Annotated in this window: 23 protein-coding genes; 11 read left to right on the plus strand and 12 right to left on the minus strand. The window is 68.3% G+C overall.

Annotation, left to right across the window (positions count from 1 at the left end):
* Positions 1-3 precede the first annotated feature (3 nt).
* On the minus strand, positions 4-1,353 hold the full coding sequence (locus PGN16_RS04600) for a peptidylprolyl isomerase (protein WP_335308387.1): 1,350 nt from the start codon (positions 1,351-1,353) through the stop codon (positions 4-6).
* 78 nt (positions 1,354-1,431) lie between these two features.
* Complete coding sequence (locus PGN16_RS04605) at positions 1,432-3,669, minus strand: LPS-assembly protein LptD (protein WP_335308217.1); 2,238 nt, start codon at positions 3,667-3,669, stop codon at positions 1,432-1,434.
* 150 nt (positions 3,670-3,819) lie between these two features.
* Between PGN16_RS04605 and PGN16_RS04610 the strand changes: the two genes are divergently transcribed.
* The 4 genes from PGN16_RS04610 to PGN16_RS04625 all read left to right on the plus strand — a co-directional run bounded on the left by PGN16_RS04610 (position 3,820) and on the right by PGN16_RS04625 (position 6,732).
* Positions 3,820-5,262: a leucyl aminopeptidase gene (locus PGN16_RS04610; RefSeq protein ID WP_335308218.1), complete on the plus strand. Its 1,443-nt coding sequence runs from the start codon at positions 3,820-3,822 to the stop codon at positions 5,260-5,262.
* Between the two features lie 9 nt (positions 5,263-5,271).
* Positions 5,272-5,712 carry a DNA polymerase III subunit chi gene (locus tag PGN16_RS04615; protein WP_335308219.1) on the plus strand — a complete coding sequence of 147 codons (441 nt, stop codon included), beginning with the start codon at positions 5,272-5,274 and terminating at the stop codon, positions 5,710-5,712.
* An 80-nt stretch (positions 5,713-5,792) separates the two neighbouring features.
* Positions 5,793-6,215 carry a nucleoside-diphosphate kinase gene (gene ndk, locus PGN16_RS04620; protein ID WP_066707774.1) on the plus strand — a complete coding sequence of 141 codons (423 nt, stop codon included), beginning with the start codon at positions 5,793-5,795 and terminating at the stop codon, positions 6,213-6,215.
* Position 6,216: 1 nt separating this feature from the next.
* Entirely contained in the window at positions 6,217-6,732 is a 516-nt protein-coding gene (locus tag PGN16_RS04625) for a GNAT family N-acetyltransferase (protein WP_335308220.1), read from the plus strand.
* A 352-nt stretch (positions 6,733-7,084) separates the two neighbouring features.
* Here PGN16_RS04625 and PGN16_RS04630 read toward each other — a convergent pair whose 3' ends face one another.
* From PGN16_RS04630 to PGN16_RS04665, 8 genes are all read right to left on the minus strand, one after another.
* Complete coding sequence (locus tag PGN16_RS04630; RefSeq protein WP_335308221.1) at positions 7,085-9,211, minus strand: TonB-dependent receptor; 2,127 nt, start codon at positions 9,209-9,211, stop codon at positions 7,085-7,087.
* Between the two features lie 61 nt (positions 9,212-9,272).
* Positions 9,273-9,512, minus strand: coding sequence for a hypothetical protein (locus tag PGN16_RS04635; protein ID WP_335308222.1), 240 nt, complete (start codon positions 9,510-9,512; stop codon positions 9,273-9,275).
* The gene (locus PGN16_RS04640) at positions 9,509-10,762 is read right to left on the minus strand and encodes an N-succinylarginine dihydrolase (protein ID WP_335308223.1); all 1,254 of its coding nucleotides are present in this window, start codon (positions 10,760-10,762) and stop codon (positions 9,509-9,511) included. The genes PGN16_RS04635 and PGN16_RS04640 overlap by 4 nt, the downstream gene beginning before the upstream one ends.
* Positions 10,759-11,775, minus strand: coding sequence for an arginine N-succinyltransferase (locus tag PGN16_RS04645; protein WP_335308224.1), 1,017 nt, complete (start codon positions 11,773-11,775; stop codon positions 10,759-10,761). The genes PGN16_RS04640 and PGN16_RS04645 overlap by 4 nt, the downstream gene beginning before the upstream one ends.
* On the minus strand, positions 11,772-12,974 hold the full coding sequence (locus PGN16_RS04650) for a hydrolase (protein ID WP_335308225.1): 1,203 nt from the start codon (positions 12,972-12,974) through the stop codon (positions 11,772-11,774). The genes PGN16_RS04645 and PGN16_RS04650 overlap by 4 nt, the downstream gene beginning before the upstream one ends.
* 53 nt (positions 12,975-13,027) lie before the next feature.
* A complete protein-coding gene (locus PGN16_RS04655) occupies positions 13,028-13,918 on the minus strand; it encodes a DUF481 domain-containing protein (protein WP_335308226.1) in 891 nt (296 codons plus the stop codon).
* Between the two features lie 181 nt (positions 13,919-14,099).
* Positions 14,100-14,600 (minus strand): RNA pyrophosphohydrolase, encoded by a 501-nt coding sequence (locus PGN16_RS04660; protein WP_335308227.1) that lies wholly within the window; start codon positions 14,598-14,600, stop codon positions 14,100-14,102.
* Positions 14,601-14,631: 31 nt separating this feature from the next.
* A complete protein-coding gene (locus tag PGN16_RS04665; RefSeq protein WP_335308228.1) occupies positions 14,632-15,624 on the minus strand; it encodes an alpha/beta hydrolase in 993 nt (330 codons plus the stop codon).
* Positions 15,625-15,666: 42 nt separating this feature from the next.
* Between PGN16_RS04665 and PGN16_RS04670 the strand changes: the two genes are divergently transcribed.
* From PGN16_RS04670 to PGN16_RS04680, 3 genes are read left to right on the plus strand one after another with little or no spacing between them, the layout of a single operon-like run.
* Positions 15,667-16,587, plus strand: coding sequence for a histone deacetylase family protein (locus PGN16_RS04670; protein ID WP_335308229.1), 921 nt, complete (start codon positions 15,667-15,669; stop codon positions 16,585-16,587).
* 9 nt (positions 16,588-16,596) lie between these two features.
* Positions 16,597-17,937 (plus strand): cryptochrome/photolyase family protein, encoded by a 1,341-nt coding sequence (locus tag PGN16_RS04675; RefSeq protein ID WP_335308230.1) that lies wholly within the window; start codon positions 16,597-16,599, stop codon positions 17,935-17,937.
* A gap of 12 nt (positions 17,938-17,949) precedes the next feature.
* Positions 17,950-19,164 (plus strand): cyclopropane-fatty-acyl-phospholipid synthase family protein, encoded by a 1,215-nt coding sequence (locus PGN16_RS04680; protein WP_335308231.1) that lies wholly within the window; start codon positions 17,950-17,952, stop codon positions 19,162-19,164.
* Between the two features lie 3 nt (positions 19,165-19,167).
* Here PGN16_RS04680 and PGN16_RS04685 read toward each other — a convergent pair whose 3' ends face one another.
* Positions 19,168-19,875, minus strand: a complete 708-nt coding sequence (locus PGN16_RS04685; RefSeq protein WP_335308232.1) for an SDR family NAD(P)-dependent oxidoreductase — start codon at positions 19,873-19,875, stop codon at positions 19,168-19,170.
* 5 nt (positions 19,876-19,880) lie between these two features.
* A complete protein-coding gene (purF, locus tag PGN16_RS04690) occupies positions 19,881-21,338 on the minus strand; it encodes an amidophosphoribosyltransferase (protein ID WP_335308233.1) in 1,458 nt (485 codons plus the stop codon).
* A 131-nt stretch (positions 21,339-21,469) separates the two neighbouring features.
* Here purF and hisI point away from each other — a divergent pair, with 131 nt between their 5' ends.
* The 4 genes from hisI to PGN16_RS04710 are packed head-to-tail and all read left to right on the plus strand — an operon-like array spanning position 21,470 to position 24,576.
* On the plus strand, positions 21,470-21,835 hold the full coding sequence (gene hisI, locus PGN16_RS04695; RefSeq protein WP_335308234.1) for a phosphoribosyl-AMP cyclohydrolase: 366 nt from the start codon (positions 21,470-21,472) through the stop codon (positions 21,833-21,835).
* Complete coding sequence (locus tag PGN16_RS04700; protein ID WP_335308235.1) at positions 21,832-22,317, plus strand: hypothetical protein; 486 nt, start codon at positions 21,832-21,834, stop codon at positions 22,315-22,317. Before hisI ends, PGN16_RS04700 begins: the two co-directional genes overlap by 4 nt.
* A 32-nt stretch (positions 22,318-22,349) precedes the next feature.
* A complete protein-coding gene (locus PGN16_RS04705; RefSeq protein WP_335308236.1) occupies positions 22,350-22,769 on the plus strand; it encodes a MerR family transcriptional regulator in 420 nt (139 codons plus the stop codon).
* A gap of 4 nt (positions 22,770-22,773) precedes the next feature.
* Positions 22,774-24,576, plus strand: a complete 1,803-nt coding sequence (locus PGN16_RS04710; protein ID WP_335308237.1) for an acyl-CoA dehydrogenase C-terminal domain-containing protein — start codon at positions 22,774-22,776, stop codon at positions 24,574-24,576.
* Positions 24,577-24,636: the final 60 nt, after the last annotated feature.

A 24,636-nucleotide genomic window follows, 5' to 3' on the forward strand; every position in this document is an offset into this window, starting at 1 on the left:
GGCTCAGCGATACTCGATCACCGCGTCGCGACGCAGATCACGGAGCGCCTGCTGCGCGCGAAGGTTGACGCGCTGCTGCTCGAGCTGGCTCTGGATCTGCTGCGCGCCCGGCAACTGCCCGCCCTGCGCTTCGTCGCGGCCGCACATCACCAGCGTGCGAACGCCCTCGGTCGGCGAGCCGAACGGCGGCGTCGCCTGGCCGACCTGCAGCTTCAGCATGATCGCCTGCAACGGCGGGGGCAAGTCGCGGATGCGGATCGCGTCATTGTCGACCACCTCGGCGTTAAGCGATGCGGCGACCTTCGCCACCGAACCACAGCCCTGAAGCTTCTGGATCGCAGTGGCGAAGGCGCTGGTGCGCTCCGTCGCCTGCGCCTGCGTGGTGCCGGCGGGGAATTTGATCGTGAGCTGCTTCAGGCTCAGCCGTGCGTCGCGCGGATCGGCGGTCAGCACCTGTCGTTTGTCGACCAGATACAGGATCGAGAACCCGCCCGGCGTCGCGACCGGCCCGGCGACCTGCCCGACCTGCATCGTCTGCGCCGTCTCGGCGAGCGGCCCCGGCAACTGAGCGGCACGCACCCAGCCCAGATCGCCGCCGACGCCGCGGGTCGACGCCTCCGAGAAGTTGCGCGCGAAATAGCTGAAAGGCGCCTGGCCCTTGCTGATCTCGGCGATCAACTGCTTGCTGTTGTCAAACACCTGCTGCTGGCGATCGGGCGTCGCCGCGAGGTAGATTTCGTTGAGGTGATATTCTTCGGTGCCCTTCGCGGCTTCCAGCCGGTCGAGGATCGCCTTCACCTCTTCGTCGCCGACGTTGACGAACGGTTCGACGCGCTTGCTCAGATAGCGGTTCCAGGCCAGCTCGCCTTCGATCTGGCGACGCAGCGAGCGATCCGACGATCCCTGTTCGCGCAGCCAGGTGGTCAGTTGCGCAGGCGTCTTCTGCAGGTTGCGTGCGACACCGGCATAGGCCTGATCGATCTCGGCCTTCGTGACGGTAATATCCGCCACCTTCGCCTGCTGGATCTGCAGCGTCTCGTCGATCAGCTGGCGCAGCACCTGCAATTGCAGCTTCTCGCGCTCCTCGGCATTCAGCTTGGCATTGTTCGCCGCTGCGATGAAATTCACGCGCTGGTCGACGTCGGTGCCGGTGATGATCGCTTCGTTGACGATGGCGGTCGCCTTGCGGACGTTCGGATCGACCTTGCCGAAAATCTGCAGATCCTTCGGCAGATTCAGACCCGTCGCGTCGCGGGGTTCGGCATCCTGGGCCAGGGCCGCACCCGTCACGCCCAGCGCCACGATCGTCCCCAGCAACCGGCGGGTCAGCGCCGCGCCCTTTGTCTTGATCATCACGTGCGTCTCGAAATCCCGATGAGGTGCGCCTGTCGCCGCCACGGCGTTTGTGCCGGAAAACAACTGAACCGCGGCTTAGCGGCCGAGGTTCTTCAAGGAAAGCGTCAACAGATAGCTGTTGCCGCTGCGCGCGTCACCGACGTTGCGGTAATCCCGCTTCCACGCCAGCCCCAGATTGAGGCAATCGTCCTCATAGGCGACGCCGAGCCGATGGCGGATCGGCGAGAAACCGTCCGAGGTCGACAGCGGGTCTTCCGCACGATTGGTGAGGTCGACGATCGCCGAGCCCCATACCGACCAGAAGCGCGTGACCCCGACGCGCCCGCCGACGCGCACTTCCTCGCGGTCCTGCAAATCCTCCAGCACGTCGATATCGCGATTGAGCCGCAGATAGCCGACGGTGGCATAGGTCTGGCGCGTGCCGACGGTCGCATCGATCTCGTTGCGACGGATCGAGAAATTGTCCTTGTCGATCCGGTAGCGATGGGTGAGCGTCACCAGCTCGCCGAAACGGATGTTGGTTCGCCCGACGATATCGGAGAACCGGTCCGAAAGGCCGGTGCCGTCCGGAAGGATGCTCGGCCGCTCATTCAGGCGATAGCTCTGCCCGACGTTCGCCGAGATGGCGACGCGGTCGAGATCCAGCGCCCATTCCGCGCCGTAGGTGATGCGGCTCGAGTCCTCCCACCGATCGTAACCGGAGAAGCGGTTGAGCGCGAACAGATTGGAATCCTCCAGGTCGACCGCCCGCGCATCCTCGTTCGGGACCTGGATATTGCGCGTCTTGGGCGTGGCGACGATCTGAACGCGCGGCGTGAAGCGCTGGAACCCGCCGAACAGCTCGCCGACGAACGGCCAGCGGACGTCCGCCGCCAGCGCGCCGATGAAGCGCGTCTGGAAACCTTCGATCCCGCGATAGCTGGCGATCGAAGTCGCGGCGACGTTCTGCGTGTCATAGGCGTCGGCGCGGCCGAACGCGGTCAGCGTCACCTCCTGTCCCAGCACCGTGATCCCGCGCCAGTCCCAGCGCGCGCTGCCGAACGCGCGCTGCGTGTCCTGGCCGGCCTTGCGGCCGATCGCCAGCGAGTTGAGCTGGATTTGCAACGTTCCCCCGAGCAGTGCGTCGGGCACGCGGCGGCGATAGTCGATCTCGGGCAGCGCCACGGGCTGCATCCCTTGCCGATCACCGACCCGCAGCGTCTGCACCGCCCAGCCGGCGATCGACAGATAGCTGTTCGGGTCGACCCGCTCCAGCGCCAGCGTCGTGCGCAGCCGGTCCTCGTTCGAGATGTCGTAACGGCGCAGGAAGGTTCGATCGGTCACCAGCCGCAGCGAGCCCGACAGGCTCCAGTTCGGATCGAACTGGAAGCGCCCGGCACCGTCCAGATAGCCGCGGAACGCGCGCTCGGTATCCGATGTGGTGACGTCGGCAAGGTTCTGCGTCCGTCGGCTGCTCGTCGCGAAGCCGCGGATGGAGTACGCGCCCAGCTCGTTCAGTCCGCTGTAGCGCGCCTCCATCATCGGCACTTCGGAGGTGAAGATGTGTGGCGCGAGGACCAGCGACTGGTTGGGGCTGAGCGCCAGATTGAACGGCAGCACCAACTCGGCGCCGTTCAGCCGCGTCAGCCCGATCGACGGCGTCAGCAGCCCGGTGTCGTTGCTCGCGGCGACCGAATTGCTGAAGCGCGGCAACGCCGGGCTGGTCAGCCCGAACAGGTGAAAGCGTGCGCCCTCGTAATAGACGCGCTCCTTGTCGGGGCGGTAGATGACCTTGACCGCGGTGATCTTCCACGTCGGCTCGCGCGGGCATCCGTCCGATCCGGTGACGGCACATGGCGAATAGACGGCGCGGTCGAGGTTCATCGTCCCGTCCGCCTCGCGCACCCCGCGCACCGCCGCCAGTCGCCCGCCTTGCTCCAGCACGACCAGCAGATTGTCGACCAGACCGTCCTTCAGCGTGTCGGTCAGCTCGATCGAATCGCCATAGGCCACGTCCCCCTGCGGATTGGTCACCGCGACATTGCCGGTTGCGACGACCTTCCCGCTCTTGCGGTTCCAAACGACCTTTTCGGCACGCAACCGCTCACCGGCGCGCGTCATCCGTACCTCGCCGGTCGCGGTCACGACATCGGCGTTGTAATCATATTCGAGCGCGCCCGCGCTGAACTGCACCTGATCGCTGTCGGTGGAGCCGGCAGCCCCCACCGGGGCAGGGGCGGGCGCACTGCCTGCACGGTCCTGAAGCGACTGCGCTGCGGCCGGTGCGGCCAGCGCCAGACACAGCGCAGCGCCGGCGAGAAGATCGAAACGCATCACGTCGTCGTCGTTGCCCCGTTTGCGCGACCGACCGGGAATGGCGGCCACGCCTCTGCCGCCTATCGCATCGCCACGCCTGGCCTGCAACGCTTTGCCATTTCACCGGGCGGTGCCTAGGTAGGCGGCATGTTGCAAGAGGATACAGGAATGCAGATCGCCTTCACCGCCGACCGTCCCGCCGATGCCGCGGTGCTGGCGCTGCCGGTCCGCAAGGATGCGCCCCTGGCCGGATTGATCGACGGCGCAGATGCGCTGCTGACGGCCGCCGCGGCAGGGCAGCGCTTCACCGGCGAGGCGGGCAGCGTCGCGGAGGCGTTCGTGGTCGCGGGACAGGGGACGCAGCGCGTGCTGTTGCTGGGCGTCGGCAGCGGCGACGATGCGGCGTTCGAACGCGCGGGCGGCGCGTTGACGGCGCGGCTGCTCACCTCAGGCGTCACCAGTGCGGTTGCCGATCTGCACGGCGCGCCCGCGCTCGCTGCGGCACGCTTCGCGGCGGGTGTGGCGCAGCGCGCCTGGCGGTTCGACGAATATCGCACCAAGCTCCCCGAGAAGCAGAAGCCGACGCTGACCGCTGTGACGATCGTCGGCGACGACGCCGAGTGGACCGGGCGCGAGGCGGTGACGCGCGGGCTGGGGCTGGCGCGCACGCTCGCGACGCTGCCGCCGAACATCCTCTATCCGGAGAGCTTCGTCGCGCGGGTGCTGGAAGCCGTCGATGGGCTCGGGCTCGAGGTGACCGTGCTCGGCGAGAAGGAACTCGCCAAACTCGGCGCGGGTGCGCTGCTCGGCGTGTCGCAGGGCTCGCGGCGTGAGGCGCAGGTGCTCGCGCTCAAGTGGAGCGGCGCCGGGGACGACGCGCCGCTGACCGCGCTGGTCGGGAAGGGCGTAACCTTTGATACTGGCGGGATTTCGATCAAGCCGGCCGCGGGCATGGAGGACATGAAGTGGGACATGGGCGGCGCGGCGGCGGTCGCCGGCGCGATGCTGACGCTCGCCGCGCGCAAGGCAAAAGCCAACGTCATCGGCGTCATGGGCCTCGTCGAGAACATGCCCGACGGCAATGCGCAGCGTCCCGGTGACGTCGTCACCAGCATGTCGGGGCAGACGATCGAGGTCATCAACACCGATGCCGAGGGCCGGCTGGTGCTGTGCGATTGCATCACCTGGGTCCAAAATACCCATAAGCCGACGCGTATCGTGGACCTTGCGACGCTGACCGGGGCCATGATCGTCGCGCTCGGTAACGAATATGGCGGGTTGTTCAGCAACGACGATACGCTCGCCGGCCAACTGCTGGCGGCGGGCCTCGCCACCGGCGACAAATTGTGGCGCTTCCCGCTTTCGGACGCCTACGACAAGCTGATCGACTCGCCGATCGCCGACGTGAAGAACGTCGGGCCGCGCGGTGCGGGGTCGATCACCGCCGCGCAGTTCCTGCAGCGCTTCGTCGACGAGGGCGTCGCCTGGGCGCATCTCGACATCGCCGGCATGGTGTGGGCGGACAAGGACGGCCCGACCTGGGCCAAGGGCGCAACCGGTTACGGCGTGCGCGTCCTCGACCGGTTCGTCGCCGATACCTGCGAGAGCTGAGGCGGGAAGGTGCAGGTCGACTTCTACCATCTGACCCGGATGCCGCTTGAGCGTGCGCTTCCGCAGATCGCGGCGAAGGTGGTGGCGTCGGGCGCGCGGTTGCTGATCGTCGCCGCCGATGAAGAGCGGCGCGTCACGCTCGACCGGCTGTTGTGGAACTATGCGCGCGACAGTTTCCTGCCGCACGCGCAACAGGGTGGTGCGGCGGACGAGCGCCAGCCGATCCTGATCGCCGCCGACGTCAACCCCGCCAATCGCGCCCGCCACATCGCGCTGGTCGACGGCGAGTGGCGCGACGCGGCGCTGGATTTCGACCGTGCTTTCCACTTCTTCGACGAGGAACACATCCGCGCCGCGCGCGCGGCGTGGAAGGAACTGGCCGCGCGTGACGGGGTTGAGCGACGCTATTGGAAGCAGAACGACGCGGGGCGCTGGGAACAGGCGGCCTGAGCCCTCGCTTGCATCGCCGCCCGCACCCGCCTAGGGCGACGCCACTTCCATCCTATTCATTTCAGGAGCCCGTGACCGTCATGGCCGCGAACCGTACCTTCTCGATCATCAAGCCCGATGCCACGCGCCGCAACCTGACCGGCGCCGTCACCAAGATGCTGGAGGAGGCCGGCCTGCGCGTCGTCGCGTCCAAGCGCATCCAGATGACCAAGGAGCAGGCCGAGGGCTTCTACGCGGTCCACAAGGAGCGTCCGTTCTTCAACGATCTGGTCAGCTTCATGACCTCGGGCCCGGTCGTCGTGCAGGTGCTGGAAGGCGAGAACGCCATGCAGCGCAACCGCGACATCATGGGCGCGACCAACCCCGAGAACGCCGCACCCGGCACGATCCGCAAGGAACTGGCCGAGTCGATCGAGGCGAACACCGTCCACGGTTCGGACTCGGACGAGAATGCCGCGATCGAGATCGCGTACTTCTTCAAGCCGGAAGAAATCGTCGGCTGACATGACGTGGCGCCTGCACCGTGCGGGGCCGGCGGATGCCGCCGCGCTCGCGCTGGTAGCGGGCGCCACCTTTCTCGAAGCGTTCGCGGGTATCCTCGACGGCGCCGACATCATCGCGCACGTCACCCGCAACAGCAGCGCCGCGGCGTTCGAGGCGTATCTGGCCGGAGGCGCGATCGCGACGCTGGCCGCCGCGCAAGCGGGCGGTGCGCCGATCGGCTACAGCCTGCTCACCGCGCCTGATCTGCCGATCGCGCCGGAGCCGGGCGACATCGAACTCAAGCGCATCTACGCGCTCTTCCCGACGCACGGCACCGGTCTCGGTCCGGCATTAATGGCAAGGGCGATCGACGACGCGCGCTCGGCCGGACACCGCCGGCTTCTGCTCGGCGTGTACGGTGGCAACAGGCGCGCGCAGCGGTTCTACGAAAAGCAGGGCTTCGCGGTGGCGGGGACGCGCCGCTTTCTCGTCGGTGCGACCTGGCACGACGACCTCATCTACGCGCGCGCGATTTGAGCCGACGTCCCGGACCAAAGCCGGGGGGCGACAATCTGCCGAGCGCGGTGACGTCAAGTTGGTCGTCATTGCGAGCGCAGCGAAGCAATCCAGGTCATCCTGGTCCGGCGCTGGATTGCTTCGCTGCGCTCGCAATGACAGCGATACCGTCGACCTCACATCATCATGATCGAGGGCCGATCGACATTCGGTATTCTCATGACTGACCGGTCATTTGGTGGATCGTCAGCCTCCTTCTTTCGTCGCCCCGGACTTGATCCGGAGCCCCGCTTCTTCGGCAGCCGCAGCGAAAGCGGGATCCCGGATCAAGTCCGGGATGACGAGGGAGGGGGGCGGTGAATGTCGATGGACTCTAAATCCCCACGCGGAACGTCACCCGCACGTCGCGGCCGGCCAGCGGCGCGAAGTCCTTCAGCACGCTCGCGGCGCGGCGCGCCTCGACGTCGAAGATGTTGTTCGCCGCCAAGAGGATGCTGCGCCGGTCGCTGCCGCCCCACGGATGGAAGGACAGCGACGCGTTGACCATCGTATAGCCGTCGGTGCGCGTCTCGAACGGCGCGGTGCGGTTCTGCGCGAAGGCGCGCTCCACCTCGATGCGTGCGCCGCTGGTGTCGTTGCGCGCCTCGATCCCGCCCAGCAGACGCAGCGGCGGGATGCGCGGCACCGGTCCACGGTCGACCACCTCGGCATGGACGTAATCGCCGAGCAGGTCGGCGGTGATCACATGCGTGCCGATCGTCGCCAGCCGCGCCGACGCATCCGCCTCGAACCCGTAATAGCGCGCCTTGGCCTGATCGTAGCGGAAGCACGGCAACTCCACCTCGCCCTGCGCCGCGGTCACGCACGCCTCGGGCGCGACCTGCGACTCATAGATGTAATTGTCGAACCAGTTGTAATAGGCCGACGCATCCAGGCTGAAGATCTGGTTGTGCGCGTGGAGCGTCGCTTCCAGTCCCCAGGACGTTTCCGCGCGGAAGTCTGGATTGCCCAGCTCATATGCCTGCGTGCCCGCGTGCGGACCGTTGGCGAACAGCTCTTCTGCCGACGGTGCGCGCGCGGTGCGCGACCCGTTCAACCCGACGCGCACGCCCTCAGCCAGCGTATAGGCCGCGCCCAGCGAGCCCGACCATGTTCCGAAGCTGCGATCCGCGCCGGTGAAGCGCTCGGTCCCTTCGCGGAAGCCGGGATCGGCCGTCAGCCGGGTGTGTTCGTAGCGTAGCCCGCCCTCGGCCTTGAACCGGCCATCCTCATATTGCTGGAGCGTGAAGAGCCCGGTCTGCTCGGTCTGGTTGCGGGGCAGGAACGCCTCGTCACCGACCACGTCGAAGGCGCGGCTGAAATATTGCACGCCGCTGGCGCCCTGCCACGCGCCGCGCTTCGCCTGAACCACCTCGAGCCGGGCCTCCAGCCCCTTGTTGTAGAAGGCGGTGCCGACCGAACCGTCCTCCTCCAGCTCGAAATGCCGGTAATTGGCGTGGGCCGCGCGGATACGGATCGCGTCGATCAGCGCACCATGCGGCGTCACCTCGGCGCGCAGATCGTAGCGGTTCTGCACGACATCGAGCCGCGGCGCTTCCTGCTCCTGCCCCAGCGCGGTCGCATAGCGGACCGGCACACCGTACAGGCTGTCGTAATGGCCATAGGAGACGCCGAGCATCCCGCCATCGGTGATGATCGACGCGCCCGCACCGGCGGTCCACGTCTCCGCCCCGCTATTGGGCAGCTTGCCGCTCAGCGCGGCGTTCGCGGCGAAATCGATCGGCTCATCCCCGTCCTGCGGCGCGCCGGCCAGCGCCAGCGACGCCCGACGCGCCGCGCGCGACAGGATGAACCCGCCGGTGCGCAGGTCGTCGGCCTTCAGATAGGAGCCGTCGACGTGCAGCACGATCGGGCCGACCGCCGTCACGTCCGCCGCGCCGCCGATCGAGCGCTCGTTCGCCGCGCTGCCATAGGTGCCGATCGCATCGACGCGATAGCCGTTCTCCGGCAGGGCGCGCGGAATGCGCCGGTCGACGACGTTGACCACACCGCCGACCGCCGACGATCCGTACAACAGCGCGGCCGGTCCGCGCAGCACCTCGACGCGCTCGGCGAGCAGCGGATCGATCACCACCGCATGGTCGACCGAGGTGTTCGACACGTCGATCGAGCCGATCCCATCGGTCAGCACGCGGATACGGTCGCCCTGGAAGCCGCGCAGGATCGGTCGGGACGCGTTTGGGCCGAAGGACGTCGCGGACACACCCGGCAGGCGGGCGAGCGTTTCGCCGATTGTCGGGCGCAACTCGCGCGTCAGGTTCGCGCCGGTCAGCACCGAGGTGCCTTGCAGGACGTCGGTCTCGCTGGTCTGAATCGGCGCGGTCACGATCACTTCGTCTGAGCGATGCGGATCGGACTGACGACCCGTCGTGCCGGTCTGGGCGGCGGCGGGCAAGGCAAGCGGGGCGAGCGCCACCGCGGCAAACAACATGGTCTTCATGGACGACTCCCTTATGGGTTCGCCATAACACCATGTTACAACATATCAAGTGACGTTTGCGTCAGGCAGCGGCGTCCCGTTCCACACCGTCGATGATCTTGCCCCCGGCCATGAACACGACGATCGTACAGGCCCCGAACATGATCCAGCCGGGGGTGCCAGGGAAGCGATGCAGGTACGTCATCCCGCGTTCGACCGCCCCGGTGGCGATGGCGTAGATCAGCATGAACGCCTCGAACTTCGTCTTGACGACGAACAGCCGCGCGAAGCCGCGCCACCAGCGCTGCCAGCGCCCGGTCATGCCCGCAGCTCCGCCAGACCCAGTTCCTCGATCAGGGCGGTGCGGGCGGTTGCGATCCGCTCCAGCAACGCCGGGTCGCCGAGATCGTCCGGCGCGATCGCCTCGGGCCAGTGGCGTTCGATCACCGCCGCGATCCGGTCGAGCCGCCGCTCGTCGACGAGGAAGCGGGAATCGACCGTCGCCGGATCGCAGACGACGCGCAGCCGCAGACACGCCGGGCCACCGCCATTGGCCATCGACTCGCGGACATCCACCACCTCGACGCGCCGGATCGGCCCGTTGCCCGCCAGATGCGCCTCGATCCATCGCCAGACGCGCGGGTTGGCGCGCGCTTCTTCGGGGACGATCAGCGTCGGCACGCCATCGGGCGGAGTGACCAGCTGCGCGTTGAACAGATAGGAACCGATCGCGTCCGCCAGGCTGACCTCCGACGCCGGCACCTCGACGATCTCGACCTCCGGCAGCAGGCGGCGGAGATCGGCGTAGAAACCGTCGCGATCCGCGAACGCCTGTTCGTGCGCCAGCAGGATGCGCTCATTGGCCACCGCGACCACGTCGTTGTGAAATGCGCCGGCCGCGATCGCCTCCGCCGATTGCTCGACGAACAGCGTCCGCGCCGGATCGAGCTTGTGGTGCCGCGCGACCGCGCGACTGGCCTCGACGTGCTGGCGCGCGGGGAAGGTTCCGCCCGCCACGCCATAGACGAAGACCTCCACGCCCGGTGCATCGTGCGCCGTACACAATCGCATGTGGTTGGCCGCCCCTTCGTCGCCGAACGGCGGCAAGACCGGCGGCTGCACGACGAACTGGGCGGGATCCGCGAAGGCGACCTGCAATTGCGCCAGTGTCGCGCGCCACTCATGGCTGCGATGCGGCATGGTCACCAGATTGGCGACGGTCAGGTGGCAGCGCCCGTCCGCGGTATCGGGCGCGGGGGAGACGGTCGCGGCATTGGCGGCCCACATCGCGGAGGCGGACAGCGCCTGTGCCTTCAGGTGCGCGGGCGCCGCATCATAGTCGATCGCGAGCCGCGCCAGCCAGTCGTGGTCCGGGCGGGGCGGGGGGATCAGCACGCCCTGCACCAGCCCGAGCGCGAGGTTGGCGCGCATCTTCGCCACGCCCTGCAACGCCGCGGCGCGCGGGTGCGCGACCTGTCCGGCATTGGCGGTGGCGGCGAGATTGCCGGGGCTCAGCCCGGCGTAATTGTGGCTGGGGCCGACGATCCCGTCGAAGTTGATCTCGCGTATCATATCCGTCCGATCCAGCTCACGCGGTCGCCTTCGCGCAGCCGTAGCGCCGTGGCGGCGGCGGGGTCCAGCACGACACCGCCCTCGGCCGTCCCGATCCGGGCGTAGGCGCAGCGGAAGTCCGCGAGGCGTCCGGTCGCGACCAGCGCCTCAATCGTGCCCCCTTCGCGAACCGCCACGACCGTCGCATCCTGCGCGTCGCGCACGGTGCGGATCTGATCGGTCTTCACCGTCATGGTCGGGCCGCCATCGAAGATGTCGATGTAATTCTCGTAGGCGAACCCTTCATTCTCCAGCATCCGCATCGCCGCGCGGCCGGAAGGGTGCGGCAGCCCGATCGACGCGCGCGCATGGTCCGAAAGCATCGCGGTGTAGATCGGATGCTTGGGCATCAGGTCGGCGATGAATTGGTGACCATGCACCGCGTTGAACTCGTCGGCCTCCTGGAAGCCCATGCCGAAGAACCGTCCGGCGAGCCCATCCCAGAACGGCGAGCCGCCCGCCTCGTCGATCACCCCGCGCAGCTCGGCCAGCGTCCGGTCGGCGAAGCGTGCGCGGTGCGCGCGGATGAACAGATAGCGGCTCCGCGCGAGCAACAGCCCCAACCCGCCTGCACGCTCACCGGGGTGGAGGAACAGCCCGCCGACCTCGCTCGCGCCTTCCAGATCGGTGGTCAGCGACAGCATCTCGGCGCGGAACGTTCGCGACAGCTCGCGGCTATGCTGGGTCAGCGTGCCCAGACGGTAGCTGTAGAAGGGGTGCTGCTGCCCGACGTGCGTGAACAACTGGCACGTCCCGCGCACCTCGCCGGTGACGTTGTTCTCCAGCATCAGCACGAACAACTCGTCGGTAAGCGAGCTGTCGTCATGCCCGAACGCCTGCGCGCTGCGCGCCAGCTTGGCGGTCAGTGCGTTGCGGTCCGGGGGCAGGTTCGTGAACCCGCCGCCGGTCAGCTTCGCCATCTCGTAGAGGTGCGACAGATCCTTGCGATCGGCGGCGCGGATCACGAACGTCATGCCAGCGCTCCTTCGGCCAGTCGCAGCATCGTCACCACCGACAGCGCCGCGCGCTCGGCAAGGCTGTCGACGATCAGGAATTCGTCGGCGGAATGGATCGCGCCGCCGCGCGCGCCCATCGTATCGACCACCGGCACGCCGCACGCCGCGATGTTGTTGCCGTCGCACACGCCGCCGGTGTCGCGCCACGCGATCGGCTGCCCCAGATCGGCGCCCGCGCCGCGCACCAGTTCGAACAGCCGCGCCGCGTTGCCGTCGATCGGCTTGGGCGGGCGGTTGAAGCTGCCGTGCACCGCGATCGCGACGTCATGGTCGGTCTGCACCGCAGCGACCGCGGCGTCGATCGCGGCGCGGGCGCGCGCAATCTCGGCGGGATCGGCGGGGCGGAAGTTGACGCGCAGCACGGCTAGGTCGGGGACGACATTGTTGGGGCCCCCGCCATCGATCCGCGCCGGATTGACGGCCAGCCGTGGCGAGCGTTCCGCGTGCAACCGCACCGCCAGCGCGCCGGCGGCGACGATCGCATTGCGGCCGTCCTCCGGGTTGCGCCCGGCATGAGCGGCGCGGCCGTGAACGACGATCGAGAAATTGCCGGTTCCGCCGCGCGCCCCCGCCAGCGTCCCGTCGGGCAACGCCGGCTCATAGGTAAGCGCCGCGACCTTGCCCGCCGCCGCGTCGGCCAGCAATGCCGCGGAGGAGAACGATCCCGTTTCCTCGTCGGAATTGACGATCACATCATAGCCGAGCCGGGTTCCGCCGGCCTCGATCGCCAGCAACGCTTCCAGCATCAGCGAAAGACCGCCCTTCATATCCGCCACGCCGGGGCCGTTGAGAATACCGGGCTCGCGCCAGTGCAGCGCCTGAAACGGGTGATCGGCCGGGTAGACCGTGTCCATATGCCCGGTCAGCAACAGCCGGAGCGGCGCCTCCGGCCGCACCGACACGCGCAGGTGTCGGCCATGCGCGACCTGCGCCACCCGCCCGTCTGCGGCGACGCTCTCCACTGCGGCGGGTTCGATCAGTTCCACGCTGCCCGGCAGCGCCGCGAAGGCGTCGGCCAGCTCGGCCGCCATCGCCGCACAGCCGGCGAGATTGCGCGTGCCGCTGTTGATCGCGGCCCAACGCTCGACACGCGCCAGCATCGCACCGGCGTCGATCCTCTCCAGGGAAGCCCGTTCGCCGGGCGAAAGATTGTTCATCCCCGCACCCTAGCGGGAGGCTAGCCGAAACGAAACACAGGCCGGCAAGCGGCCTAGAAGGCGTAGACCAGCGACGCGCGGCTGGTCGTGTCGGTCGTGACGCGTCCGACCGGCGGCTCGCTTTCATATTGCAGCGTGTACGACAGCCGCGCCGAAAGCGGGCCGAGCAGCTTCGCCTCGATCGCCGAGACGCTGCGGATCGTGCTGTTGTAGCGCTCCCAGTAACCCGACGCGCTCTGCGTCGCGATCAGCCCGCTGAACAACGTCCAGTTCAGCTCCACGCTGCCGCGCGCGGCAAGGCTGCCCTGCATCGTGCGGTCGGTGAAATCGGTTTGCCGGAACGCCGGTCCGACTTCGATGTCGAGCGTCAGGCCGTTGCGACGGATCACGCTGTAACCGGCACCGATCGATCCCGAATAACGGCTGTAATAGCCCAGGAAGCGATCCGATTCGTACTGGCCGTTGCCGTAGATGTACCCGCGGTCGTTGATCTTGTAGTTCGGCTGATAACCCAGCGCGTAGCGTTCGCGGCTGGTGACGCCACCGGTGCGCTGGAAATCGGCCTGCGCCATCACGCGGTGCCGCCAGCGCAGCCCCTCGCGCGTCAGATCGGCGACGCCGGTGAGCCCGGTGACGTCGGAATTGCCGGTCGAGACGAACCCGCCCGCCTCGACACGCCCACTCCATAGCTGAAAGGCGCTCGCCTGCCGCACCCGCTCGTTGCGTGCCCGCGCGCGCGCTTCCTTCCACTCGGTCGCGCGGCGCAGCACCAGATCGCGTGAACCCGGATCGCCGGCGCGGGCATATTTGACCAATGTATCGACGCCGCCCTCGTCGCCGGCCTGCATCGCCGCGTCGAGCATCGCGCGCATCTCCGGCGAGATTTCCGGCCCCGGTATCTTGCCGAGCGCCACGCCGACATCGTTGAGGACCGGTTCGGGCACCTCGAGCGGGGGGCGCGGTGATGAAGACGGGCTCCACCTCCAGTTCCGGGCGTTCGAGCATGGTCTGGCGACGCGCGCGGCGCGTGGCGGTCGCACGACGCCGCGCCGGCGCGATCGCCGGCTCAGGCGCGGCGGCAAGCCCCATCGTCGCGATCAGCACCGCCAGCATCGCCGGGACCGTTCAGCGTGCCGCGGCGACGCCGCCCGGCAGATGCGGGGCAAAGGCGGCGAGCACGTCGCGGTACAATTGCGCCTTGAACGGCACGATCAGGTGCGGAAGATCGACCGGCTCCGCCCAGCGCCACGCGCGGAATTCGGGGTGCGGTGTGTCGATGCGGATGTCCGCATCCTCGCCGTCGAAGCGGAACAGGAACCAGCGCTGCCGCTGCCCGCGATACTTGCCCTTCCACACCTTGCCGATCATCTCGGGCGGCAGGTCGTAGAACAATTCCTCGGGCGCCTCGGCGATCAGCGTCACCTTGTCCTCGGTCACGCCGGTCTCTTCCCACAATTCGCGGACCGCCGCTGCCTGCGCATCCTCGCCGGGATCAATCCCGCCCTGCGGCATTTGCCACGCCTCCAGCACGTTATCGAGCCGCTGTCCGACGAACACCTTGCCGTCGCGATTAAGGAGCATGACGCCCGCGCATGGGCGATAGGGCAGGGAGTCTGGCGCAGTCATGCCGGTCGCATAGGCCGCGGGCGGGGGCGCTTCAACCCGCCGACCCCGTCTTTGCGATATCGCGCGCCGCTGCCGCGACTGCGGCGGCGACAGCGGTCAGGAAGGTGGTGAGGTCGTGCTGGCTCGACGGGATCGCGCGGCGCAGCGTCGCAAAGCCATGGATGTTGCCGCGCGCCTCCTGATAGGTGACCGGCACCCCCGCGAGCGCGAGCGCCGCGGCATAGGCCCGCGCCTGATCGCGGAGCGGATCGAGCCCCGCCGCGACGATCACCGCCGGCGGCAACCCGTCGACTTGCCCGACCAGCGGCGAGAAGCGCGCATCTTCCGGGTCAGGACGATAATGGCCGCCGAACCACGCCATCGTCTCGCGCGCGAGCAGGTAACCCTCCGAGAAGGCGTCGAACGACGGATAGTGACGGGTGGCATCGGTGGCCGGGTAGATCGGGGCCTGTACGATCACCGGCACCGCGGCGGGCCGGTCGCGCAGCGCGACGCTGGTCACGATCGCCAGGTTGCCGCCTGCACTGTCACCGCTCAGCACCAGTCCGGTCACGTTGCGTTCTAGCACTGACGGGCTCTCCGCCAGCCATCGCGCCGCCGCCTCGGCATCGTCGGCGGCGGCCGGGAAGGGTGCTTCGGGAGCGAGGCGGTAATCGACCGAGATCACGGGCAGGTCGAGCTGGCGCGCCATTTCCGCGCACAGGCTTGCATGGCTGGCGACGCTGCCCACCACCCAGCCGCCGCCATGGAAGAAGACCACCGCCGGCCCCGGCGCGCGGGATGCCCGCGCGCCGAACAGCCGCGCGGGCAACGGCCCGGCCGGCCCGGGGATCGCGATGTCGCGCATGACCGCCAGTTCGCCGCGCGGCGGATCGGCGACGTCGCACATCGCCAGCATCGCGGCGCGCGCCTCCGCCACCGTCATCTGATGCGTGCGCGGACCGGGCAGATTGTTGAGATAGCCAAGGAAAGCGGCGACGTCCGGGCGAACGAACGTTGGCGAGGCGATGGTCGGTTCGGTCATCCACTACTCCTGCCCGGGCGGGCCGTTACCTATCTTAGGTCGATGATCGCCATCGTCCACCATCCCGATTACGTTACCGAGGCACCGGCGCGCAGCACCTATCGCTGGGGCAAGAACGGGGCGATCCGCGATCTGCTGCGCGCGGAGGGCGAGCGGATCGCGTGGCATGTGCCCGATCCGATGCCACGCGTCTGGCTGGAGGCGACCCACGATCCCGAATATGTCGATCAGGTGCTGTCGGCGCAGGTGCCCGCGATCAAGGAGCGCCGGATCGGCTTCCCGGTCACACCGGTGGTGGCGCGCCGTGCGGAGATGGTGCCCGTCGGCACCTATCTCGCCGCCTTGCTCGCGCTCGAACATGGCTTCGCCGCGAACACCGCGGGGGGCAGCCACCATGCGCTGTCGGACACCGGTGCGGGCTATTGCGTGTTCAACGATCTCGCCATCGCCGCGCACCGGCTGGTCGAGGAAGGGACGACCGCGCGCGTGCTGATCGTCGACGTCGACGTGCATCAGGGCGACGGGACCGCCGCGCTGACCGCCGGACATCCGCAGATCGCGACCTATTCGATCCACGCCGAGAAGAATTTTCCCGCACGCAAGGCGCGTTCGACGCTGGACGTGCCGCTGGCCGATGCGATCGGCGACGACCCCTATCTGGCGGTGCTGGAGCAGACGCTGGCGCCGATGATTGCCGAATGGCAGCCGACGCTGATCCTCTATCAGGGCGGGGTCGATCCGTTCGCGGGAGATCGGCTCGGCCGGCTGGCGCTGAGCGAGGAGGGGCTGGTGCGGCGCGACCGGCTCGTGGCGGGGCTGGCGATGGCTCACGGCGTCCCGCTCGCCTGCACCGTCGGCGGCGGTTATGGCGACGACGTGATGGCGATCGCTGCGCGCCATGTCCGGGTCATCTCGACGCTCGGCGAGGCGTTCGCCGGAACCCCGACGAGGCATCGTTCGTAGCGGGCAGCGATGACCACCTTGCTCTGGCTGCGGCAGGACCTGCGCCTTCACGATCAACCGGCGCTCGTCGCCGCCGTGCAGCAGGGCGCGGTGATCCCGATCTATGTCCTCGATGACGAGGCGCCGGGTCACTGGCGGATCGGCGGGGCGCAGCGCTGGTGGCTCCACCACAGCCTCGCCGCGCTCGACAAGGCGCTGCGGGAGCATGGCAGCCGCCTGATCCTGCGCCGCGGCGACGCCGTCGCGATCCTGAACGAACTGGCCGACGAGGTCGGAGTGGAGGCGATCCACGCGATCCGCCACTACGAACCCTGGTGGCGCAAGGCCGAGGGCGCGCTCGGCGAGCGTCTGAGACTTCACGACGGCAATCATCTCGCCCCGCCCGAGCAGGTGACGACCGGGTCGGGCGGGCAGTTCCGCATCTATTCGGCGTTCTGGAGGGGCTTGCAGGAGCATCTGCCCCCGGAGAAACCGCTGGCAGCGCCGGACGAGATCCCCGCCCCCAAACGCTGGCCGAAGAGCGATACGCTCGCCGACTGGCAGCTGCTGCCGACCAAGCCCGACTGGTCGGGCGGGTTCGACTGGACGCCGGGCGAGGACGAGGCGCGTCGCAAGATCGCCGACCTCGACCTCGATGGCTATGACGATCGTCGCAACCTGCCGGCGGAGGAAGGCACGTCGCGGCTGTCGCCGCACCTGCATTTCGGCGAAGTGTCGCCGCGCGCCGTCTGGCACGCCAGCGACGCACACGACGTCACCTTCCGCAAGGAACTGGCATGGCGCGACTTCACCGATGGCGTCGTGCTCGCCTCGCCCGATTATGGCGACAAGAACGGCCGCGACGCCTTCGACCGACTGCCGTGGCGCACCGGCAAGGCGGCCCTGGCCGACCTGCGCGCATGGCAGCGCGGGCGCACCGGCTATCCGATCGTCGATGCCGGGATGCGGCAGCTTTGGCAGAGCGGCTGGATGCACAATCGCGTGCGGATGATCACGGCCTCGTTCCTCATCAAGCATCTGCTGATCGACTGGCGCGAGGGCGAACGCTGGTTCTGGGATTGTCTGGTCGATGCCGACTACGGCAACAATGCCGTCAACTGGCAATGGGTCGCCGGCACCGGGATCGACGCCAATATGTTCGGCCGGATCATGGCCCCGCTGACCCAGTCCGAGAAGTTCGACGCCGGCGACTATATCCGCGAATGGGTGCCCGAGCTGAAGGACGTGCCCGATGCCGCGATCCACGATCCCGACGCGGCCGGCTGTCGACCGGACGCCTATCCGGCGAAGCTGATCGGCCATCGCGAGGCACGCGAACGCGCGCTGGCGGCCGGCAAGAAGGTGCGATAGGGCGCGTCCGCCATGGACGCGGCCACCTCTCATCTTTCACCTGCCCGAGGCCGTGCGCGGCTGTTCGCGCCGCTGTGGCATCGTGTCCTCGATCGGATCGACCGCGGATTGCTAGCCGGCGCGATCGAGGCGCACTTGCCCGATGGGACGCAGCGTCTGCTCGGCGGCCATGCCCCGGGGCCGGTCGCGGTGGTGCGGCTGGTGCGCTGGCGGGCGCTGCGCCGACTCGTCACGGCCGGGTCGATCGGCTGGTACGAGGGCTGGGCGGCCGGCGACTGGAGCAGCTCCGATCCGGTGCCGGTCTTCGATCTGTTCGTCCGCAACCGCGCCGCGCTCGGCAATGTCGCTCGCGCGAAGCATGTCGCGCGGCTGGCGGTGTGGCTGGGGCATCGGTTGCGGCGCAACGATCGCGGCGGCGCGCGCCGCAACATCGCTGCGCACTACGATCTGGGGAATGATTTCTACCGCGAATGGCTCGACGCGACGCTCACCTATTCGAGCGCGCTGGGCGTCGTGGAGGGCGCGCCGCTGGAGACGGCGCAGCAGCGCAAGCTCGACGCGATCCTCGCGCGCACGGAGACGGTCGCGGGACAGCGCATCCTGGAGATCGGCTGCGGCTGGGGCTCGTTCGCGGCCACCGCGGCGCGCGCCGGTGTCGCGGTGCACGGGCTGACGCTGTCGACCGAGCAACGCGATCATGTACTGGCGCAGCGGCTGCCGGGCGTCACGGTCGGTCTGACCGACTATCGCGACGTGTCGGGCACCTATGATGCGGTCGCCAGCATCGAGATGGTCGAGGCGGTCGGCCCCGAATATTGGCCCGCCTATCTGGCGACGATCGCACGCGTGCTGAAGCCGGGCGGTCGCGCGGCGCTGCAATTCATCACAATCGCCGACGACATTTGGGACGCGTACAACGGCAGCGCCGATTTCATCCAGCGCTACGTCTTCCCGGGAGGCTCGCTGCTGTCCGCCAGTCGTTTCCGCGCATTGGCCGAGGCGCACGGGCTGGCATGGCGGGACGAGCACCGTTTCGGAATCGACTACGCCGAAACCTTGCTGGACTGGCGCCGCCGCTTCGATCGCGCCGCGGTGGAGGGCCGCTTGCCGGCGCGTTTCGACGCGCGCTTCCAGCAACTGTGGCGCTATTACCTGATGTATTGCGAAGGCGGCTTCCGCGGCGCCGGGATCGACGTGATGCAGGTGACGCTGGTCAAGGCGGGGTAGATCTTACCCCACCCGCTCGCGATGGTTCGCCGGGAATCCCTCGATCGCCAGCGCCGCAATCCGCGCGGCGACCACCTCCGGCGGCTTCACCGATGCGGGATCCTCACCCGGATAGGCACGCGCGCGCATCTTCGTGCGCGTCGCACCCGGATCGAGCACCGCCACGCGGATCTTGCTCACCTCGACCGTTTCGTCGCCATAAGCCTCCAGCAGCGTCTCGAACGCCGCTTTTGATGCACCATAAGCGCCCCAATAAGCGCGCGGCGTGCGCCCAACCGACGACGTAACGCCGATTACGCGTGCCCCGGCGGAACGACGCAGCATCGGATCGAACGCCTGGATCAACGCCACCTGCGCCGAGACGTTGAGCGTCAGCACCTGCGCCAGTTCCTTGGCGTCGATCGCCGGCACCGCCGCCAACGATCCCAGCATTCCGGCGTTGAGGACCATCACGTCCAGCGCCTGCCAGCGCTCGCCGATCGCGGTCGCCAGCCGGGCGATCGAGTCGCTCTGCGCCAGATCGAGTGGTGCGATCGTCGCCGATCCGCCCGCGTCGAAGATCGTCTGCTCGAACTCCTCCAGGCCCTTCGCCGTCCGCGCGGTCAGCACGACATGCGCCCCCTCGGCGGCCAGCGCGATCGCCGTGGCCGCGCCGATCCCGCGGCTGGCGCCGGTCACCAGCGCGAGCTTGTCCTGTAGCGGCTTTGCCATGCGCGTCAGTTCACCCGCTCGTCGAGCATCGCCAACTGATCGACCGCGCTCGATTCGTCGTGATCGGTCAACGTCGTCGGATAGTCGCCGGTGAAGCAGGCGTCGCAATACCGCGGTCGCCCGCCGGCCCGCTGCGCCTCGCCGAGCGCCTTGTACAGTCCGTCGATCGAAACGAACGCCAGACTGTCGGCATGGATGAAGTCGGTCATCCCGCCCAGATCCAGCTTCGCCGCCAGCAGCTTGGCACGCTCGGGCGTGTCGACGCCGTAGAAGCAGCTGTGCCGCGTCGGCGGCGAGGCGATCCGCATGTGGACCTCCGCCGCGCCCGCCTCGCGCATCATCTGCACGATCTTGAGCGAGGTGGTGCCGCGCACGATCGAATCGTCGATCAGCACGACCTTCTTGCCCTGGATCAGCGCGCGATTGGCGTTGTGCTTCAGCTTGACGCCGAGATGCCGGACCTTGTCGCCGGGTTGGATGAAGGTGCGCCCGACATAATGCGAGCGGATGATGCCAAGCTCGAACGGGATCCCCGATTCCTGCGCGTAACCGATCGCCGCCGGGACACCCGAATCGGGCACCGGGATGACCAGATCGGCATCGACCGGTGCCTCGATCGCGAGCTGCGCACCGATATTCTTGCGCACCGAATAGATCGAATGATCGTCGACGATCGAATCAGGGCGCGAGAAATAGACCCATTCGAAGATGCACGGCCGCGCCGCGACCTGCTCGAACGGGCGGATCGAGCGCAGTTCGCCGTTCTGGACGATCACCAGCTCGCCCGGCTCGATCGAGCGTTCGAACGTCGCGCCGACGACGTCGAGCGCCACCGTCTCGCTGGCGAAAATATAGGTCTCGCCCAGCTTGCCCATCACCAGCGGCCGGATACCGAGCGGATCGCGGCACGCGATCATCCCGTCCGGGGTCATCACGATCAGCGCATAGGCGCCCTCGACCTGCTTCAGCGCGTCGATGAACTTGTCGAGCAACGTGCGATACTGGCTGGTCGCGACGAGGTGGATGATCGTCTCGGTATCGGAGGTCGACTGGAAGATCGAACCGCGCCGCACCAGCTCGCGCCGCAGCCGCATCGCATTGGAGATGTTGCCGTTATGCGCGATCGCGAACCCGCCCGATTGCAGTTCGGCGTACAGCGGCTGGACGTTGCGGAGCGCGGTCTCGCCGGTGGTCGAATAGCGGACGTGCCCGCAGGCCACGTCGCCGGCGAGCGAGCGGATGATGTCGTCACGATCGAAATTGCCGGCGACATGCCCCATCGCGCGATGGGTGTGGAAGACATGGCCGTCGAAGCTGGTGATGCCCGCGGCTTCCTGGCCGCGATGCTGGAGCGCATGGAGGCCGAGCGCGACGAGCGCGGCCGCGCCCTCCGAGCCGGAAGCACCGAAGATGCCGCATTCCTCATGCAGATGGTCGTCGTCGAACGGATGTGTGGTCAGCATAAGCGGTGGGAGGCTCGCGTTGTGCGGGGCCGCATATAGCGACCGTCGCGCAAATGTCATCAAGCGCGCGGGAGCGATCGGCGATATCGCGCGTTGTGGGCCACCCTTCGCTGTTCTACGCCTTGTCGGACATGACCGATCCACGAGAAATTGGCAGCGATTTCCTGCCCAAGTTCGATGCCGCCGGGCTGCTGACCGCGGTGGTGACCGACCGCGCGACCGGCGGGGTGCTGATGGTGGCGCACATGAACGCCGCGGCGATCGAGGCGACGCGCGCGAGCGGGGAGGCGACCTTCTTCTCGCGTAGCCGCGGGCGCCTCTGGAAAAAGGGCGAAACCTCCGGCAACGTGTTGCGGGTGGTCGAGATGCGGGTCGATTGCGATCAGGACGCGTTGTGGATCGTCGCCGACCCGGCCGGGCCGGCGTGCCACACCGGGGCGCCGAGCTGCTTCTATCGCCGGCTGACCGATTCGGGGCTGGAGCCCGTGGGCGGATGATTCGCGGCGCGGCGGCGTTGGCGTTGCTGTTGGCCGCCTGTTCGCCGACGCCCGATGCGCGCGAGGATGATACCGCCGGACGCGCGCTGGAGGCGGCGGCCCGGAGCGCCGGGATCGTCAGCGACGTTGCGGACGCCACCGGCGTCTATGCCGCGGGCGAGGACCGGCTGTGCCTGACCGGCGCGGCGCCGCGTCATCGGATCGGCGTGAGCGTCGACTTCGGCGAGGGGCAGCGTTGCATTGCGCATGGCACCGCGCAGGGGCGCGGGGACCTCACGGTCGATCTGGGGCAGGGCTGTAACTTTCTCGCCAGGCGGGACGGTGACCGACTGCTCTTCCCCGTCCGCACCCCGGCTGCGTGCGCGCGATCGTGTCAGGGCCGCGCGACGCTCGACGCGCTCGCGCTGGACCGGTTGAGCGAAGCGAGCGGCGAGGCGACGCGGTTGCGCGGGGCGGACGGTAAGTTGCTTTGCGCCGATTGACGTTCACGTAAAGGGAAGGTATGTCCAGCTCTATGAGCGCTTCTGCTGCCTATGCCGTTGTTTCCCCGCGGCCTGACCGCGAGAGCTTCACGATCACCGATCTGTCGGCGGAGTTCGGGGTTACCCCGCGCGCGCTGCGTTTCTACGAGGACGAAGGGCTGATCGCGCCCGAGCGGCGTGGACTGGTCCGCATCTACTCGCACCGCGATCGGGCGCGGCTGGCGTGGATCCTGCGCGGCAAGCGCGTCGGGTTCAGCCTCGCCGACATCCGCGAGATGATCGACCTCTACGATCTGGGTGACGGTCGTCAGACGCAGCGTGCGGTGGCGATCCAGCGCTGTCGCGACCGGATCGCGGCGCTGGAGCAGCAGAAGCACGATCTCGACGCGGCCATCAACGAGCTGACCGAATTCGTCGGCGTGCTCGACGGTGGCCCAAAAAAGAAAGAGTGAGACGATGCCGCAGTATACGCCGCCGATCCGCGACACCCGCTTCGTGCTCGAACATGTCGTCGGGCTCGATCGCTATGCCAACGTGCCCGGCTTCGCCGCCGCCACCCCCGACACGGTGGACGCGGTGCTGGAGGAAGGCGGGCGGTTCGTCGCCGAGGTGCTGTTCCCGCTCAACCAGTCGGGCGATCAGGAAGGCTGCACGCGGCACGAGGACGGCAGCGTGACGACGCCGAAGGGCTTCAAGGAAGCCTATGCGCGGTTCGTCGAATCGGGCTGGGGCACGCTCAGCGCGCCGGAGGCGTTCGGCGGGCAGGGGATGCCGCATGTCGTCTCGACCGCGTTTCAGGAATATATGATCTCCGCCAACATGGCCTTCGCCATGTATCCCGGCCTCGCGCACGGCGCGATCGCAGCGCTGGTCGTGAAGGGCAGCCCCGAGCAGCAGCAGAAGTATCTGCCGCGCATGGTGTCGGGCGAATGGGGCGGGACGATGAACCTGACCGAGCCGCAATGCGGCACCGATCTGGGGCTGATCCGCACCCGTGCGGAGCCGCAGGCCGATGGCAGCTACAGCATCACCGGCACCAAGATCTTCATCTCGGCGGGTGAGCACGACCTGACCGACAACATCATCCACCTCGTGCTCGCCAAGACGCCGGGCGCGCCGGACAGTTCGAAGGGCATTTCGCTGTTCGTGGTGCCCAAGGTGCTGGTCAACGATGACGGATCGCTGGGCGAGCGCAACGCGGTGTCGTGCGGTTCGATCGAGCACAAGATGGGCATCCATGGCAATTCGACCTGCGTCATGAACTATGACGGGGCGACCGGCTGGCTGGTCGGCGAGGAGATGAAGGGTCTCGCCGCGATGTTCATCATGATGAACGCGGCGCGGCTCGGTGTCGGCTTGCAGGGCCTCGGCGTCGCCGAGACCGCTTACCAGAACGCGGTGCAATATGCGCAGGATCGCCGTCAGGGCCGCGCGCTCACCGGTCCGGCCGAGCCGGGCGAGAAGGCCGACACCCTGTTCGTTCACCCCGATGTCCGCCGGATGCTGATGGACGCCAAGGCGTGGACGGAGGGGCTGCGCGCGCTGTGCCTGTGGGGCGCGCTCCAGGCCGATCTCGAGCATAATGCCGATGCCGAGGAGGATCGTCAGCTGGCGGGCGATTTGCTCGGCCTGCTCACCCCGGTCATCAAGGGCGTCGGCACCGATCGCGGCTATCAGATCGCGACCAACGCGCAGCAGGTCTATGGCGGGCACGGCTACATCCGCGAATGGGGGATGGAGCAATACGTCCGCGATGCGCGGATCGCGATGATCTACGAAGGCACCAACGGCGTGCAGGCGATGGACCTCGTCGGGCGCAAGCTCGCCCAGAACGGCGGCCGGGCGGTGCAGGCGTTCGGGCGGCTGGTGATGGAGGAGATCGCCGCGGGCAAGAACAACCCCGCGGTTGCCGATCTCGCACAGCGGCTGGAGAAGGCGGCGGGCGAGTTGCAGGCGGCGACGATGTGGTTCCTCGCCAATGGCATGAAGGACCCGAACAACGTTGGCGCGGGCGCGGTGCCGTACATGCACCTGGTCGGCGCGGTCGCGACCGGGCTGATGTGGCTGCGCATGGCGACCGCGGCGGCGAAGCTGAAGGAAGAGGGGCAGGGCGATGCCGCGTTCCTCGACGCCAAGCTGGTCACCGCGCGCTACTTCGCCGAGCGGGTGCTGCCCGAGGCGGGCGCGTTGCGCCGTCAGATCGAGGGCGGTGCCGAGGCGATCATGGCGCTGCCGCCGGAGATGTTCGCGGCGGCGTGATCGATTGCGGCGGGCTTTGCGCGAGAGGCGCGGCCCGCGCTTCCGTCATTGCCAGCGCGG

This window comes from Sphingomonas phyllosphaerae (assembly GCF_036946485.1).
Taxonomy (GTDB): Bacteria; Pseudomonadota; Alphaproteobacteria; order Sphingomonadales; family Sphingomonadaceae; genus Sphingomonas; species Sphingomonas phyllosphaerae_E.